The sequence below is a fragment of the Acinetobacter sp. YH12227 genome, from assembly GCF_013417785.1.
GTDB lineage: Bacteria > Pseudomonadota > Gammaproteobacteria > Pseudomonadales > Moraxellaceae > Acinetobacter > Acinetobacter gandensis.
On sequence record NZ_VPDH01000021.1, the window covers coordinates 21,273 to 35,308 of the forward strand.

Annotated in this window: 13 protein-coding genes; 8 read left to right on the forward strand and 5 right to left on the reverse strand. The window is 38.3% G+C overall.

The window, feature by feature from the left end; translation table 11 throughout:
• Positions 1-59 precede the first annotated feature (59 nt).
• The 5 genes from yaaA to FTV09_RS06520 all read left to right on the forward strand — a co-directional run bounded on the left by yaaA (position 60) and on the right by FTV09_RS06520 (position 4,730).
• Entirely contained in the window at positions 60-839 is a 780-nt protein-coding gene (gene yaaA / locus FTV09_RS06500; protein WP_180057411.1) for a peroxide stress protein YaaA, read from the forward strand.
• Positions 840-1,300: 461 nt separating this feature from the next.
• Positions 1,301-1,504, forward strand: a complete 204-nt coding sequence (locus FTV09_RS06505) for a hypothetical protein (RefSeq protein ID WP_067762639.1) — start codon at positions 1,301-1,303, stop codon at positions 1,502-1,504.
• A 386-nt stretch (positions 1,505-1,890) separates the two neighbouring features.
• Entirely contained in the window at positions 1,891-3,213 is a 1,323-nt protein-coding gene (locus tag FTV09_RS06510) for an NCS2 family permease (RefSeq protein ID WP_067762638.1), read from the forward strand.
• 80 nt (positions 3,214-3,293) lie between these two features.
• Positions 3,294-4,295 (forward strand): adenosine deaminase, encoded by a 1,002-nt coding sequence (locus FTV09_RS06515; protein ID WP_180057413.1) that lies wholly within the window; start codon positions 3,294-3,296, stop codon positions 4,293-4,295.
• A 66-nt stretch (positions 4,296-4,361) separates the two neighbouring features.
• On the forward strand, positions 4,362-4,730 hold the full coding sequence (locus FTV09_RS06520; RefSeq protein ID WP_067762636.1) for a hypothetical protein: 369 nt from the start codon (positions 4,362-4,364) through the stop codon (positions 4,728-4,730).
• Positions 4,731-4,801: 71 nt separating this feature from the next.
• Here the strand turns inward: FTV09_RS06520 and FTV09_RS06525 are convergent, their stop codons facing one another.
• The gene (locus FTV09_RS06525) at positions 4,802-5,356 is read right to left on the reverse strand and encodes a cytochrome b (protein ID WP_067762669.1); all 555 of its coding nucleotides are present in this window, start codon (positions 5,354-5,356) and stop codon (positions 4,802-4,804) included.
• A gap of 212 nt (positions 5,357-5,568) precedes the next feature.
• Here FTV09_RS06525 and FTV09_RS06530 point away from each other — a divergent pair, with 212 nt between their 5' ends.
• Both FTV09_RS06530 and rnhB read left to right on the forward strand, forming a co-directional pair.
• Complete coding sequence (locus tag FTV09_RS06530; RefSeq protein WP_067762635.1) at positions 5,569-5,955, forward strand: hypothetical protein; 387 nt, start codon at positions 5,569-5,571, stop codon at positions 5,953-5,955.
• Between the two features lie 77 nt (positions 5,956-6,032).
• Positions 6,033-6,605 (forward strand): ribonuclease HII, encoded by a 573-nt coding sequence (gene rnhB, locus FTV09_RS06535; protein ID WP_067762634.1) that lies wholly within the window; start codon positions 6,033-6,035, stop codon positions 6,603-6,605.
• A gap of 89 nt (positions 6,606-6,694) precedes the next feature.
• Here rnhB and csrA read toward each other — a convergent pair whose 3' ends face one another.
• The 4 genes from csrA to FTV09_RS06555 all read right to left on the reverse strand — a co-directional run bounded on the left by csrA (position 6,695) and on the right by FTV09_RS06555 (position 12,682).
• On the reverse strand, positions 6,695-6,949 hold the full coding sequence (gene csrA, locus FTV09_RS06540; protein WP_067762633.1) for a carbon storage regulator CsrA: 255 nt from the start codon (positions 6,947-6,949) through the stop codon (positions 6,695-6,697).
• A 254-nt stretch (positions 6,950-7,203) separates the two neighbouring features.
• The gene (locus FTV09_RS06545) at positions 7,204-8,484 is read right to left on the reverse strand and encodes an aspartate kinase (RefSeq protein WP_067762632.1); all 1,281 of its coding nucleotides are present in this window, start codon (positions 8,482-8,484) and stop codon (positions 7,204-7,206) included.
• Positions 8,485-8,834: 350 nt separating this feature from the next.
• Entirely contained in the window at positions 8,835-11,528 is a 2,694-nt protein-coding gene (gene alaS / locus FTV09_RS06550) for an alanine--tRNA ligase (RefSeq protein WP_171256655.1), read from the reverse strand.
• Between the two features lie 338 nt (positions 11,529-11,866).
• The gene (locus FTV09_RS06555) at positions 11,867-12,682 is read right to left on the reverse strand and encodes a hypothetical protein (protein WP_067762629.1); all 816 of its coding nucleotides are present in this window, start codon (positions 12,680-12,682) and stop codon (positions 11,867-11,869) included.
• Positions 12,683-12,857: 175 nt separating this feature from the next.
• Between FTV09_RS06555 and gap the strand changes: the two genes are divergently transcribed.
• On the forward strand, positions 12,858-13,886 hold the full coding sequence (gene gap, locus FTV09_RS06560) for a type I glyceraldehyde-3-phosphate dehydrogenase (RefSeq protein ID WP_067762628.1): 1,029 nt from the start codon (positions 12,858-12,860) through the stop codon (positions 13,884-13,886).
• Positions 13,887-14,036 lie beyond the last annotated feature (150 nt).

The following is a 14,036-nucleotide window of genomic DNA, read 5'->3' on the forward strand; positions in this document are numbered from 1 at the left end:
TGGCTTTGAAATAACGCAACTGTTATAGTTTATTTAATTAAAATTTAATCAGGTTGTTTATGCTCGCTTTAATTTCTCCTGCAAAAACTTTGGATTATGAAACTGCATTACCGACAGAAAAATTTACCCAACCACGGTTGCTTGATCACTCTCAAGAATTAATTGAAGTGGCTAGCAAATTATCCGCAAGTGAAATTGCCAGTTTAATGAGCGTAAGCGAAAAAATAGCCACTCTAAATGCAGAGCGTTTCCGTGATTGGCAACCTGAATTTAATTTTGCGAATGCCCGTCAAGCTATTTTTGCCTTTAAAGGTGATGTGTATACAGGCTTGAATGCATATCAGTTAGAGAAGCAAGATATTGATTATGCTCAAAAACATTTACGTATGTTGTCAGGCCTTTATGGTTTATTACGACCGCTTGATTTAATGATGCCTTATCGTTTGGAAATGGGAACCAAACTTAAAAATACTCGCGGCAATAACTTATATGAGTTTTGGGGTAATACGATTACAGAGACCATTAATGCAGATTTGGCACAGGCTGAATCAGAACTTCTGGTGAATATTGCCTCTGATGAATACTACAAGTCTGTGAAAGAGTCGAAGATCAAAGCTGAAATTATTAAGCCTGTATTCCTTGATCAAAAAAATGGAAAGTATAAAGTCATTAGTTTCTATGCTAAAAAAGCACGCGGACTCATGGCGCGTTATTTACTCGAAAATAAAATTGAACGAGCAGAAGACATCAAATCCTTCAATACTGATGGTTATTATTTTGATGCGGAGAGTTCACTTAAAGGTGAATTGGTCTTTAAGCGTGATGAACAAGCAGCTTAATTTTACATTTTAGCAATGCCACACTTTGAATTTTATTAATAAATTTGAGGTGTGGTATTTTTTAGCGATTTGTGTTGAGTGCTGATCAGCCACTTATCGGAAAGTAAATTTTTCGATAAGAAGACAAATAAAATGACATTGATCGCAAAATTCTCAAGTTGTGTATCAGAATATAAAATGCGTTTATACCATTCAAAAATAATAGAATCTTAAAAATAAGATTAAGTCATTGAATATAATTGTTTTTTATAATTTTTTAATAAATAAAAAAGACTAAAATACCTGAATCTTGGCATGGATCACACAAACTTAACGTGAAAATTGAATTACATTTTTTACGGTTTATACACAAAACAGCAAAGAATATTAAAAATAATTCAAAATAGTGTGATTTATGTCACATAATGATGTGTAATTTTTGTTATGATAATTCAAAGTTTAATCAAGAATAATTTTTAGTTATGAAAAAACTAATTATACCAATCTTAATGTTGAGTGTTTGCTATCTAGGGTTTTCTGTTTATAAAAATGCTGAATTAAAAAAGCAACAGGAAGCTGATCAAGTATTCAATGAATATGATGATCAGACTTTTAATCGTACTGAACAAGCAAAATTTGCTTATTCTGAAACAATGTCTAAACAAGACATAAATAATAGCTTATAGGTCAAGATACATTATTTTTATATATAATAATACATAAACATATAATTAAAACAGTGATTTAAATTTACTAGATTAATATTGCGATGAAATTGTGGAAACATTAAAAAATCAATGTGTTATAATTTTGCTGCTCATACATTTGGTCAGATTTTATTGAATTTAAGTCTGATTAAATGGAGTTAAAATAAGGCTGCATATGGTTATGCAGCTTTTTTGTTTGCATTTTTCAGTGTGTAATATGCTGAAAAAAGGATTGTTTTAAACCCTAAATCAGCCTTGCTGGCATGTACATTGCTAGAATTTCTACAAAATTAATGATGGGAAAACATCATGATTAATTTTGTGGAATGCCAAAGGCATAAAGTTTACTTAATAGGGGCTAGGTCATGACGACTCCTAATCCATCTTCCGAAAATATGCTTGAACGCCTGTTTAAACTGAGTGAAAACAAAACGACGTTTAAAACAGAAGTGATTGCAGGTGTAACTACATTCCTTACGATGTGTTACATCATTATTGTCAATCCAATGATTTTGTCCGCTACAGGGATGGATCATGGGGCTGTCTTCGTTGCAACCTGTTTAGCCGCAGCTATCGGCTGTTTGGTTATGGGGCTTGTAGCTAACTATCCAATTGCACTTGCGCCCGGTATGGGATTAAACGCGTACTTTACTTATTCTGTATGTTTAGGAATGGGTGTACCTTGGCAAACTGCATTAGCAGCAGTATTTGTATCAGGTTTAATCTTTATCGCAATCAGTATGTTTAAGATTCGTGAGGCGATTGTCAATTCAATCCCAATGTCACTTAAACTTGCGATTGGCGGTGGTATTGGTTTGTTCCTTGCTTTAGTTGCATTAAAAAATGCTGGCATTATTGTGAAGAATGAAGCAACTCTAGTTGGCTTGGGTGATTTGGGTCAACCATCTGTACTGTTGGCTTTGCTTGGCTTCCTATTGATTGTCATTATGCATCAGTTCAAGGTGCGTGGTGCGATCATCATCAGTATCCTTGCAATTACTGCTATTGCAACCATGTTTGGCTTTAATGAATTCCAAGGCGTTGTTGGTCATATTCCATCAATTGCACCGACATTTATGCAAATGGACTTCTCTGGTTTGTTTGAAGCAAGCTTGATTGGTGTAATTTTTGTCTTCTTCTTAGTCGATTTGTTTGACTCTACAGGTACATTGGTGGGTGTTTCTCACCGTGCAGGCTTGTTAAAAGATGGAAAATTACCACGTCTGAAAAAAGCGTTATTTGCTGACTCATCAGCGATTGTTGCAGGTGCTGCATTAGGTACATCTTCAACAACACCTTATATTGAATCTTCTGCAGGTGTTGCTGCGGGTGGTCGTACTGGCTTAACTGCTGTTGTTGTTGCAGTGTTGTTTTTGCTGTGTTTATTCTTGGCACCGCTTGCACAATCTGTACCTGGTTTTGCGACTGCGCCAGCACTACTGTTCGTTGGTGTGTTGATGATTCAAGGTATCGTTCACATTGAATGGGATGATATTACTGAAGCCGTTCCAGCATTTTTAACGATTATTTTCATGCCGTTTACATACTCAATTGCAGACGGTATTGCGATGGGCTTTATTAGCTACGCATTAGTGAAATTGTTCACAGGTAAAGCAGCAACTGTACCGTATATGGTATGGATTATTGCTGTACTTTGGGCACTTAAATTTGCGTTGTTTGGTGGTTAATACACCCTAAACACAGGAGGGTGTAAACGTTGTTTACACCCTTTTTTATTTTCTGAACATGAATTTTACGAGGTTAGGATATGAACCAACTTGAGCTGATTCAACGCATGCCTAAAGCTGAATTGCATGTACATATTGAAGGCACATTTGAGCCTGAGTTAATGTTTGCTATAGCACAGCGCAACCAGATTGAAATCCCGTATAAATCGGTTGAGGAAGTAAAACAAGCATATAACTTTCACAATCTACAATCATTCCTCGACATTTATTATGCGGGTGCAAATGTCCTGATTGTTGAACAAGATTTCTATGATCTAGCGATGGCATATTTTAAAAAATGTGCAGCAGATCATGTGGTTCATACTGAGATGTTCTTTGATCCACAAACCCATACCGATCGTGGTGTTGCATTTGCGACAGTTATAAATGGTTTGCAACGTGCTTGTGACGATGCAAAAGCAAAATTTGGAATTAGCTCACATTTGATTATGTGCTTCTTACGCCATTTGTCAGAAGAAGCGGCATTTGAAACATTGCAACAAGCATTGCCATATAAAGAACAAATTATTGGTGTGGGTTTAGACTCGAGTGAGGTTGGACATCCACCTTCTAAATTTGAGCGTGTATTTGCACAAGCACGTGAAGAAGGTTTCTTGGTGGTTGCACATGCTGGTGAAGAAGGTCCCGCAGAATACGTTTGGGAAGCGCTAGACTTATTAAAAGTGAACCGTGTCGATCATGGCGTTCGTTCTGAAGAAGACCCTAAATTGATGCAGCGTCTCATTGCTGAAAAAATGCCATTAACCGTTTGCCCACTGAGTAATTTAAAACTTTGTGTGGTGAATGATATGGCTGATCATAATATTCGTCGCTTATTGCAGCAAGGTGTACATGTCACTGTCAATTCAGATGATCCATCATATTTTGGTGGCTATATGAATGATAATTTTATTGCTATTGCAGAAGCGCTAGCATTAGATAATGATGAATTGAAACAGCTTGCTATTAATTCATTTGAAGCGTCATTCATATCAGATGAAGATAAGCAAACTTGGGTAGAAAAGATCAAGGCGTTGAATTAAACATCGGCGTATACTACTTAGGCAGTGAATCCTCACTGCCTTTTTTATTTGTCTAAGTTATCTGTCATGAAATCATCGTCAATTTTTTCTTTCAACTTAATCGTTGCTGTTTTAACAGTGGGATTGAGCTCTGCTGCAATGGCGGAAAAGTCGCAAAGTCTCAGTCAAAAAATGTTGAAACCTGTTATCGAATATCAGTGTGGGCAAGAACTGAATGCATCTAAAGTGTGGAAAGGAGCATCTATGTTTATGAGTGCGGCGCAAAAGAAAGACAATCAAACAGCCATTTGCCAGTGTGTGAGTGAACATGCAATGGATGAAATGACAGCTAAAGATTTGATGACAGCCGCGGTAAGTGAATCTGAAAAAAATAAATTAATTTCAAAAGCGGTTTTAAATAGTCTACGTGGTTGTGCGCAGCAGGCACTAAATTAAGACTATTAGGATTTAAAAAGCCACGATAAAGTGGCTTTTTAAATTTTGGAAAAAAATAAAGTTCGAATACTCTATTTCGGTTGTTGCGTCATGCTTTTGAGTACGTGGTCTTTATCAATAAAGTGATGTTTTAATGCTGCAAGAATATGGCCAACTAACAGTACTCCAGCAGCCCAAGAAATCCAAATATGTAAAGGTTTAACAATCGCAAGTAATTCGGGATTGTCTTGTACTAAACGTGGAATTTCAAATAAATACAGCACAGGCGCAGGGTGTCCAGCGCTCCAACTAAATAAACAACCAGTAATTGGAAGTGCTAGTAACATAAAATACAGTGCTAAATGGCCAAAGTGAGCTAATGTCTTCATATTTTTAGACATTGTATTTGGGAGTTCAGGGGCAGGATGGGTGTATCGCCAAAAAATACGAATGACTACAAGGAAAATGATGGTCGTTGCAATATTTTTATGTAAGGTAATGACTTGACCTTTAAAACTACCATCGACGTCATAACTTAAAAAGTTTCCACTATAAAAGCCAATGATCCATGCACCAATAAAAATAATAGCCATTAACCAATGTAGAATTTGAGCAGTACGCGTGTAATATTGCGAATTATTGTTCATTTTGAAAAGTAAAAAATTTATACGATGAAAGATATTAAAGCATTCTTGTGCTTGAAAACATACATGTAACTGAGACACAGTATTGAGAATTTGCAACACTGATTTTGCTGTTAAACTACACAATTACAGCATTATTTTTAAATAGACTTACCGTTTATAGGGCGAGTTGGTGCACAATACGCCCACTGATTAACATAACAAAGGATTCATCTGTGAAAAAATTAGCTGCAGTTCTAGCGCCACTTACCTTAGTTCTTTCTGCATGTGCTGCAACAGGTACCACTGGTACAGGTACTTCGGCTGCAACAACGACCAATAGTCTTGCAATGATGGCGGTTAAAGTAGGCGTGCAAGCGAAATGCGTAACTGAATTAAATAACAATACATATTGGAAAACTGCTTCTAAAGTTTTAACTGAGACTCAAAAGTCTGAACTTCAAACTGAAGTATGTTCATGTGTCGGTGAAAAAGCGACGACCAGTGTTACTGCTACAGATTTAGTTGTTGCGGCAATGGATAAAACGTCACAAGCAAATCTTGCAGCTAAAATTGTTACGAATACATTAAATGCATGCGTAGTTGAAACACTCAAAAACTAAGTATTGAAATAAAACGATCCTCTACGCTGAGCTGGTTTTGGCGCAAGAGGGTCGTTTTTTATTGTGTGAGAAAAGAAATGAAAGTAGCTGGTGCAGATGAGGCAGGGCGTGGCCCATTGGTGGGTTCAGTTGTGGCGGCAGCTGTTATTTTAGATCCAAATAATCCAATTGAGGGATTAAATGACTCTAAAAAGCTCACCGAAAAAAAACGGGAAAAACTGTTTGTCGAAATTAAAGAAAAAGCATTGGCTTGGGCGATTGCTGAAAGTTCGGCTGCTGAAATTGACGAGATCAATATTTTGCAAGCTTCTCTCTTAGCAATGCGTCGTGCTGTTGAACAATTGGCAATTCAACCTGATCACGTGCTGGTTGATGGCAATAAAGTCCCACAAGGGCTTAGCATGAGCTGTGATGCCGTGGTTGGTGGTGATGCAATACATGCTGAAATTTCGGCTGCCAGTATTTTAGCAAAAGTTACTCGAGACCATGAAATGGTAGAACTTGATGCAAAATATCCGCAGTATGGTTTTGCAAAGCATAAAGGCTATCCGACTAAAGCGCATTTTGAAGCGATAGCTGAGTTTGGTGTTATTGATGAGCACCGTCGTAGCTTTGGTCCGGTACGTAAAGTTCTAGAGGCGAAAGCTTAAGCTTTATCTCATTGTGAGATTTGAGAAGAATATTTTAGATAAATTTAAAGCGGCTAATAAGCCGCTTTATTTTTGAAACGCATTTAATCTTAACGATTATAATTGTTCTGTGGAAAATCACCTTCTTCGAAAGAAGGTTGATATTCTTGATCAATATTTTGGAGATGTTCGTGCATCGCACGTTCATGTTGAATGCGTTGGTAGATTTCTTCGCGGTGTACAGATACTTCTTTTGGTGCATTCACACCAATACGAACCTGATTACCTTTAACCCCAAGTACAGTCACGCTGACTTGGTCCCCAATCATTAATGTTTCTCCGACACGACGAGTCAGAATCAGCATGTTTATCTCCTTGCAAAATGCAAAACCTGCAATTGATCAATTATGTAAAATTCATAACCTGTAAAAGCAAAAAAATTTTAACAGAACATCTGAAACATTCATTGTGACAGATACAATTCTAATTAAATTTTTTCAAAATCCTCAGGGTTAATATAACAGAGCCACTATAAAAAAAACTATAGTGGCTCTGTATTTTTACGATGTTTTTCAAAATCTGTCTAACAATGACAAAAATTGACACCTTGCATGGTTAATTAAGCACGAACGCTTGATTCACCAGTTTCGCGGTCAAGACCGAATGCTGTGTGCAGTGCACGTACAGCAAGTTCTAAGTAGTTTTCTTCAATGATCACTGAAATTTTGATTTCAGATGTAGAGATCATCAAAATGTTGATACCTTCTTTTGCAAGTGCTGTAAACATTTTGCTTGCGACACCAGCATGCGAACGCATACCAACACCAACGATTGATACTTTAACGATGTCTGAACGTGTAGCAACTTCACGTGCGCCAATTTCTTGAGCAGTTGCTTCAAGAATTGATTTAGCTTTTGCAAGTTCGCTACGGTTAACAGTGAACGTAAAATCAGTTGTACCATCTTCTTCAACATTTTGGATGATCATATCGATTTCGATGTTTGCATCGCCAATTGGGCACAAAATGTTTGCTGCAATACCTGGTTCGTCTGGAACACCAAGAATTGTTAATTTAGCTTCATCACGGTTGAATGCGATGCCTGAGATGATTGGTTGTTCCATGTTATCTTCCGCTTCTGTGGTGATTAGTGTACCGACGTTTTGTTTAAAGTCTTCGTCGAATGCGCCATCATCGTCATTATCAAAACTTGATAATACGCGTAAAGGCACTTGGTATTTACCTGCAAATTCTACAGAGCGAATTTGAAGGACTTTTGAACCAAGTGATGCCATTTCCAGCATTTCTTCAAAAGAAATACGATCAACTTTTTTCGCTTTTGGAGCGACACGTGGGTCAGTGGTGTAAACACCATCAACGTCTGTGTAGATTTGGCATTCATCTGCTTTGAGTGCTGCAGCAAGTGCCACACCAGAAGTATCTGAGCCGCCACGACCTAAAGTGGTTGTATTGCCATCAGCATCAAAACCTTGGAAACCAGCAACAACAAGTACACGACCGGCATCTAGGTTGGAGGTGAGGACATCTGTGTCAATAGATTCAATACGTGCTTTATTGAACGCGCTGTCGGTTTTAATACCAACTTGACGGCCTGTAAGAGATTTAGCTTCAACACCAATTGAGTTAAGTGCCATTGCTAACATAGAAATCGTTACCTGTTCACCTGTAGACACCATTTGGTCTAATTCGCGTGGATCAGGGGTTTCGGTAATGGCTTTCGCTAAAGCAAGTAGACGATTGGTTTCGCCACTCATTGCAGATACAACAACCACAACTTTGTGACCGTGATCATGCCAACGCTTTACACGACGAGCAACATTTAAAATGCGCTCTGGAGTACCCATTGAGGTACCGCCATATTTTTGAACGATTAATGCCATAACTATCCTTACCAAGTAAATAAGTCTAAAGACTTAAAGCACTTACACATATTTTAAGACCACAATTGAGTGCGGTTTTAATATACCACGTAGCTCCTGAACAATGCCGAGGTAGGTTTTGTTCAATAGATACTTTGTGTCCGCAGGTGGTTCAAGTGAACACAGCCTTTTAGACTCCATCTTCATCATATAACCAGAGGTTGAATGTTGCTTTCAACATGAATGATTGAGTTTGCGTGTATACGCATCAACGTGGTTTAAGTAGGATCCAGCATTAAAAAACACACTACTTAAACCGGTTGATTGGCCTAAGGTAAGGAGAGTCACCTTAGGCGATAGGACTTTTGGTCTTATTTTGCAGCTAACCATGCAACAAGGTCAGTCATTACAGCTTCAAGTTTGTCGCTATATGGCGCACCACCTTGAGCCATGTCAGGTTTACCACCACCTTTACCACCAAGTTCTTGACCAAGGTGCTTGATGATGTCACCCGCTTTTACAGTTGCTGTGTATTCTTTCGCCACTGAAGCAATCAAGCTGACTTTGTCGGCATCTACAGCAGCAATCACGATAACGGCATTGTCTAACTTAGATTTAACACCGTCATGTAAGTTACGCAGTGATTTCGCATCTACATTGTTTACTGTTGTAATTAATGTTTTGCGGCCTGCGATGTCTTGAACTTGACCTAAAAGCTCAGCAGCTTGGAAACTCGCTAGTTTTTGGTTCAATTGTTCAATTTGCTTTTGCAAGCTAGATGCTGTGTGAGAAAGCACTTCAACTTTTTCTAAAGTTTGATCTTTTTGTGCTTTTAACAAATCGTTGATTGCGTGAATATCACGATCAGCTTTTTGTGCTACTTCAACTGCTTTTGTGCCTGTAACAGCTTCTATACGGCGTACGCCAGCAGCAACACCACCTTCAGACGTGATTTTGAATAGACCAATATCACCGGTGCGTTTTACATGAATACCGCCACAAAGTTCAATGGAGAAGTTTTTATCTTCAGAGATTGAACCCATAGACAATACACGTACTTCGTCGCCATACTTTTCACCGAACAACATCATTGCGCCTTTTTCTTTGGCAGCATCGATGTCTAAAAGTTCAGTAGAAACAGCAGTGTTAGCAATCACTTCAGCATTAACAATACGTTCGATTTCTTGCAGTTGTTCAAATGACACAGGTTGGTCATTAGCAAAGTCGAAACGTAATAGTTCGCTTGCAACCAATGAACCCTTTTGTTGTACATGTGTACCCAGTACTTTGCGGAGCGCTGCATGTAGAAGGTGAGTTGCAGAGTGGTTGCGGGCAGTTGCGTCACGCAAATCAGCTTTAACAATTGCTTCTACCGCTTGAGCAGCCTTTAAGTTGCCCATGGTCACGATGCCTTGGTGTACAAAAGCACCACCAGATTTTTTGGTGTCTTGTACTTCAAAAATACCAGTTTCGTTTTTGAAGATACCTGTATCGCCAACTTGACCACCACTTTCTGCATAGAACGGTGTTTGGTTCAGTACGATCAGTGCTTCGTCGCCTTCAAACACTTCGTCAACTTGTTCGCCATCTTTATAGATCGCAACAATTTGACCTTGACCTTGAGTTGCTTCATAGCCATCAAATTGAGTTTCGCCATCAACCTTAACAATGCTGTTGTAGTCAACTGCAAATTTACCAGCATCACGTGCACGTTGACGTTGAGCAGCCATTTCAACTTCAAAGCCAGCTTCATCAATCGTTAAATCACGTTCACGTGCGATGTCAGCAGTTAAGTCAGTTGGGAAGCCATAAGTGTCATAGAGTTTAAATACGGTTTCGCCTGGAATCACTGAACCTTTCAGTTGAGCCAATTCACCTTCAAGCAATTTCAAACCTTGCTCAAGTGTTTTAGCAAACTGTTCTTCTTCTTTCAAAAGCTGTGCTTCGATACGCGCTTTTTGTGCTTCAAGCTCAGGGTATGCAGCGCCCATTACATTAATTAATGGTTGAAGCATTTTGTGGAAGAATGAACCAGTCGCACCTAATTTATTACCGTGACGCACTGCACGGCGAATAATCCGGCGAAGTACATAACCACGACCTTCGTTTGATGGGTTAACACCATCTGCAATGAGGAAGCAGCATGAACGCGCGTGGTCAGCAACCACTTTAAGAGAAGCAGGGTATTCAACAGGTTTATTTTCTGCTTGTGCTTTCGCTTCAAGTTCAGATGTATCTAAACCAATAATTTGTGCAGCGTCTTTGAGTAAGTTTTGGAATAGATCGATTTCGTAGTTTGAGTTTACGTGTTGTAAAACCGCAGAAATACGCTCTAAGCCCATACCTGTATCTACAGAAGGTGCAGGAAGCGGGTGTAATACGCCATCAGCAGTACGGTTAAACTGCATGAATACGTTGTTCCAAATTTCAATGAAACGGTCGCCATCTTCTTCAGGCGTGCCTGGTAAGCCACCCCAAATGTGATCGCCATGGTCAAAGAAGATTTCAGAACATGGACCACATGGACCTGTATCGCCCATTGCCCAGAAGTTATCTGATGCGTATTTTTCGCCTTTGTTATCACCAATACGGATGATACGAGAAGCATCTAGACCAATTTCTTTGTTCCAGATATCAAAAGCTTCATCATCGGTATGGTAAACAGTGGCATATAGTTTATCTTTTGGAAGTGCTAACCATTGTTCGCCAGTTAAAAAGTCCCATGCGAATTTGATTGCATCACGTTTAAAGTAATCACCAAATGAGAAGTTACCCAACATTTCAAAGAATGTATGGTGACGCGCTGTATAACCAACGTTGTCTAAATCGTTGTGTTTACCACCTGCACGTACACATTTTTGTGAAGATGTAGCACGAACGTAGTCACGTTTTTCAAGACCAAGGAAGCAGTCTTTGAACTGGTTCATACCCGCGTTGGTGAACAATAATGTTGGGTCGTTGGCAGGTACCAGAGAACTCGACGCGACACGTGTATGCCCTTGCGATTCAAAGTAGCTTAAAAAAGCTTCGCGAATTTCAGCTGATGTCATAAAACGAGTACTCACAACCAAGTCTCTCCTAATTTCGATTTGGTAATAGCATATCAAGCAAGTCTTACAAAATTTTAAAGCTGGCTTGAGATGCTGACATAAAATTTAAAAACGCTAAATTATAACGGAAAAAGGCGTAGCGACCAATGATTTTCAATGAACTATATGACTTTTTATATAATTCATTTGAATTGATTCATTTTCATTATGGTTGTGAAAATTTTGGCAGTTTTTACTCAATGGTACTTTGGTTTATTTATAAATTTAGGGTGAAATTTGAGATGAAATTTGAGATGAAATTTTACTTAAATCCTAAACGCATTTTCAAATTTTAAAGGCGTGAATGAATCAGCTTATAAGTCAGGATCTGTCTTTTTTATGTGTTGAATGGGGAATTCCTTGCCATCAAATTTGAGCTGATAACGACCTTGGTCATGTTCAGCGGACGCTTTGCAGTTTTTGTGATTGTAATGGCTGCTAATGCTCGACTCTTTGATTAAGAAAATAGGGAAGCCCTTATGGGTTTGATTGCTGATGTGCAAGGTGCGCTTCAATTCTTCAGTATTCCAGTCATCACAAGCACTTTGTGTACTGCTGTTGTAGTTGGTCATTAGTCCATTTAAGACAGCTAAAATTTTTGAATCAGTTTGAATGGCATATAGGTAAAGCAATCGTCTTGATGAATGAATACCGCCTATGTGCGATTGTTTTAAAGCAATACCCACCAAGTCCTGATCTTTTGCATAGGGGGTGAGATCAAATTGAACCTTATCTAAACGTGTCGTAGGCACAATGCCTTTAGGTGACTTAAATACTTTTAGTACTTGAAATGTGCCTTTATCTATAAGATAAAGATTTAGATCATAATTGCCCGCATTGTCCTGAATCACGTCAGTCGCATTACTAGAAAGGGCTAATAATCGACGACTATGCTGAAGTTGAATGCAGTCCTGAAATACAGGTTTATTGGTATTGGCGGAATTATTGTCTGAGAATAGGCGCTGTAATTTTTGTATATCCGCTGATGAACAGTGTTGATATATTTGCGCTGTAGTCTCGGTTGAACCTAATAAAAATATCAAAAATATTGAGATGGAAGCGTAAAAGAGCTTTGTAGGTTTAAGCTTTTGCCAGAACAAATAAAATGGTTGTAGTGTTTGCTTCATCATTGTGATTTATGGTCTATAGAATATTTTTCTTCATTATAAAGTCGAAAAGCTATTTTGAATGTTTTCACTCAACACCCATTTTAATAAGTATTAAGAGAATTAATGATTACGAATTATTGTTGAAATCCTTTAATATATAAGCGCTTTATAACTGTTTCAAAATGAAGGGTAAGTCATGCAACGAGTGGCAATTAACGGATTTGGTCGAATCGGACGTAATGTTTTACGTGCATGGTTTGAAAATCCTAAAGAATTTCATTATGAAATTGTTGCCATTAATGATATTGCTGATGTTGAGACCATGGTGCATTTGTTTAAATACGATACAACACATGGCCGCTTTGCTGGGAATGTTGAAATTATTGAAGAAAATAACAAAATTTTTCTCGATATTCGTTATGCAGATGCACATTTAAATGTCCAAATATTGAATGAAGCCAAACCGCAGAATTTGCCTTGGCAGTTACTCGGTGTCGATGTGGTACTTGAATGTACAGGTCTATTTCGCTCACGCGAAGCAGCCACTCAACATCTAACTGCGGGTGCTAAACGCGTGATTATTGGTGCAGCGCCTTTTGATACCGTTGATGCTGCGATTGTTTATGGTGTAAATCATTACGAAGTCAAAGCCAGTGATCAAATTATTTCTAGTGTGTCATGTACTACGCAAGCCTTAGTACCTTTAGTGAAAATTATTGATGATGCCTTCGGTATAGAAACGGCATTGATGACTGAAATCCATGCAGTCACCGCTGATCAATCTGTTTTGGATCACGCACATCGTGATTTACGTCGTGCCCGTGCTTCAGGTCAAAATATTATTCCGACCACATCTTCGGCTTTGGGTGCACTTAAACGCGTGATGCCTAAAATGGAAGGGCGTATAGATGGATATTCAATTCGCGTACCAACCATCAATGTGGCCGCAATTGATTTAACTTTTATTGCACAATCGCCTGTAACAGTACACCGTATCAATGAAGTCTTAGTAAAGGCTGCACAGCACGATTATGTAGAAATCATGCAAGTGACGGATGAGCCCTTAGTATCGTCCGACTTTAATCATTCACCTTACTCACTAATTGTGGATTTAACCCAAACCATGGTGGTGGGTAATCAAGTGAAAGTTTTTGCTTGGTATGATAATGAATGGGGCTATGCAAATCGTTTACTTGATCTGTGTGAAAGTTTTCATGCTGCATAAAGAAAAATAAGTTTAAAGCATCTCAAAGGAGGTGCTTTTTTACATGACGCTTAGATTTTTCATTGATAATTGAAATACATCTTCGCAAGTTAATGACCTAAAAAATATTGAAAAACATTAAATTCTTTACTTAATATCAATTGATTTTAG

Coding starts and splice junctions, on each gene's coding strand:
- FTV09_RS06505 (WP_067762639.1), top strand. CDS start 1,301: ATGAAAAAACTAATTATACCAATCTTAATGTTGAGTGTTTGCTATCTA.
- FTV09_RS06510 (WP_067762638.1), top strand. CDS start 1,891: ATGACGACTCCTAATCCATCTTCCGAAAATATGCTTGAACGCCTGTTT.
- csrA (WP_067762633.1), bottom strand. CDS start 6,949: ATGCTGATTCTGACTCGTCGTGTCGGAGAAACATTAATGATTGGGGAC.
- FTV09_RS06520 (WP_067762636.1), top strand. CDS start 4,362: ATGAAATCATCGTCAATTTTTTCTTTCAACTTAATCGTTGCTGTTTTA.
- rnhB (WP_067762634.1), top strand. CDS start 6,033: ATGAAAGTAGCTGGTGCAGATGAGGCAGGGCGTGGCCCATTGGTGGGT.
- FTV09_RS06545 (WP_067762632.1), bottom strand. CDS start 8,484: ATGGCATTAATCGTTCAAAAATATGGCGGTACCTCAATGGGTACTCCA.
- FTV09_RS06555 (WP_067762629.1), bottom strand. CDS start 12,682: ATGATGAAGCAAACACTACAACCATTTTATTTGTTCTGGCAAAAGCTT.
- yaaA (WP_180057411.1), top strand. CDS start 60: ATGCTCGCTTTAATTTCTCCTGCAAAAACTTTGGATTATGAAACTGCA.
- FTV09_RS06525 (WP_067762669.1), bottom strand. CDS start 5,356: ATGAACAATAATTCGCAATATTACACGCGTACTGCTCAAATTCTACAT.
- gap (WP_067762628.1), top strand. CDS start 12,858: ATGCAACGAGTGGCAATTAACGGATTTGGTCGAATCGGACGTAATGTT.
- FTV09_RS06515 (WP_180057413.1), top strand. CDS start 3,294: ATGAACCAACTTGAGCTGATTCAACGCATGCCTAAAGCTGAATTGCAT.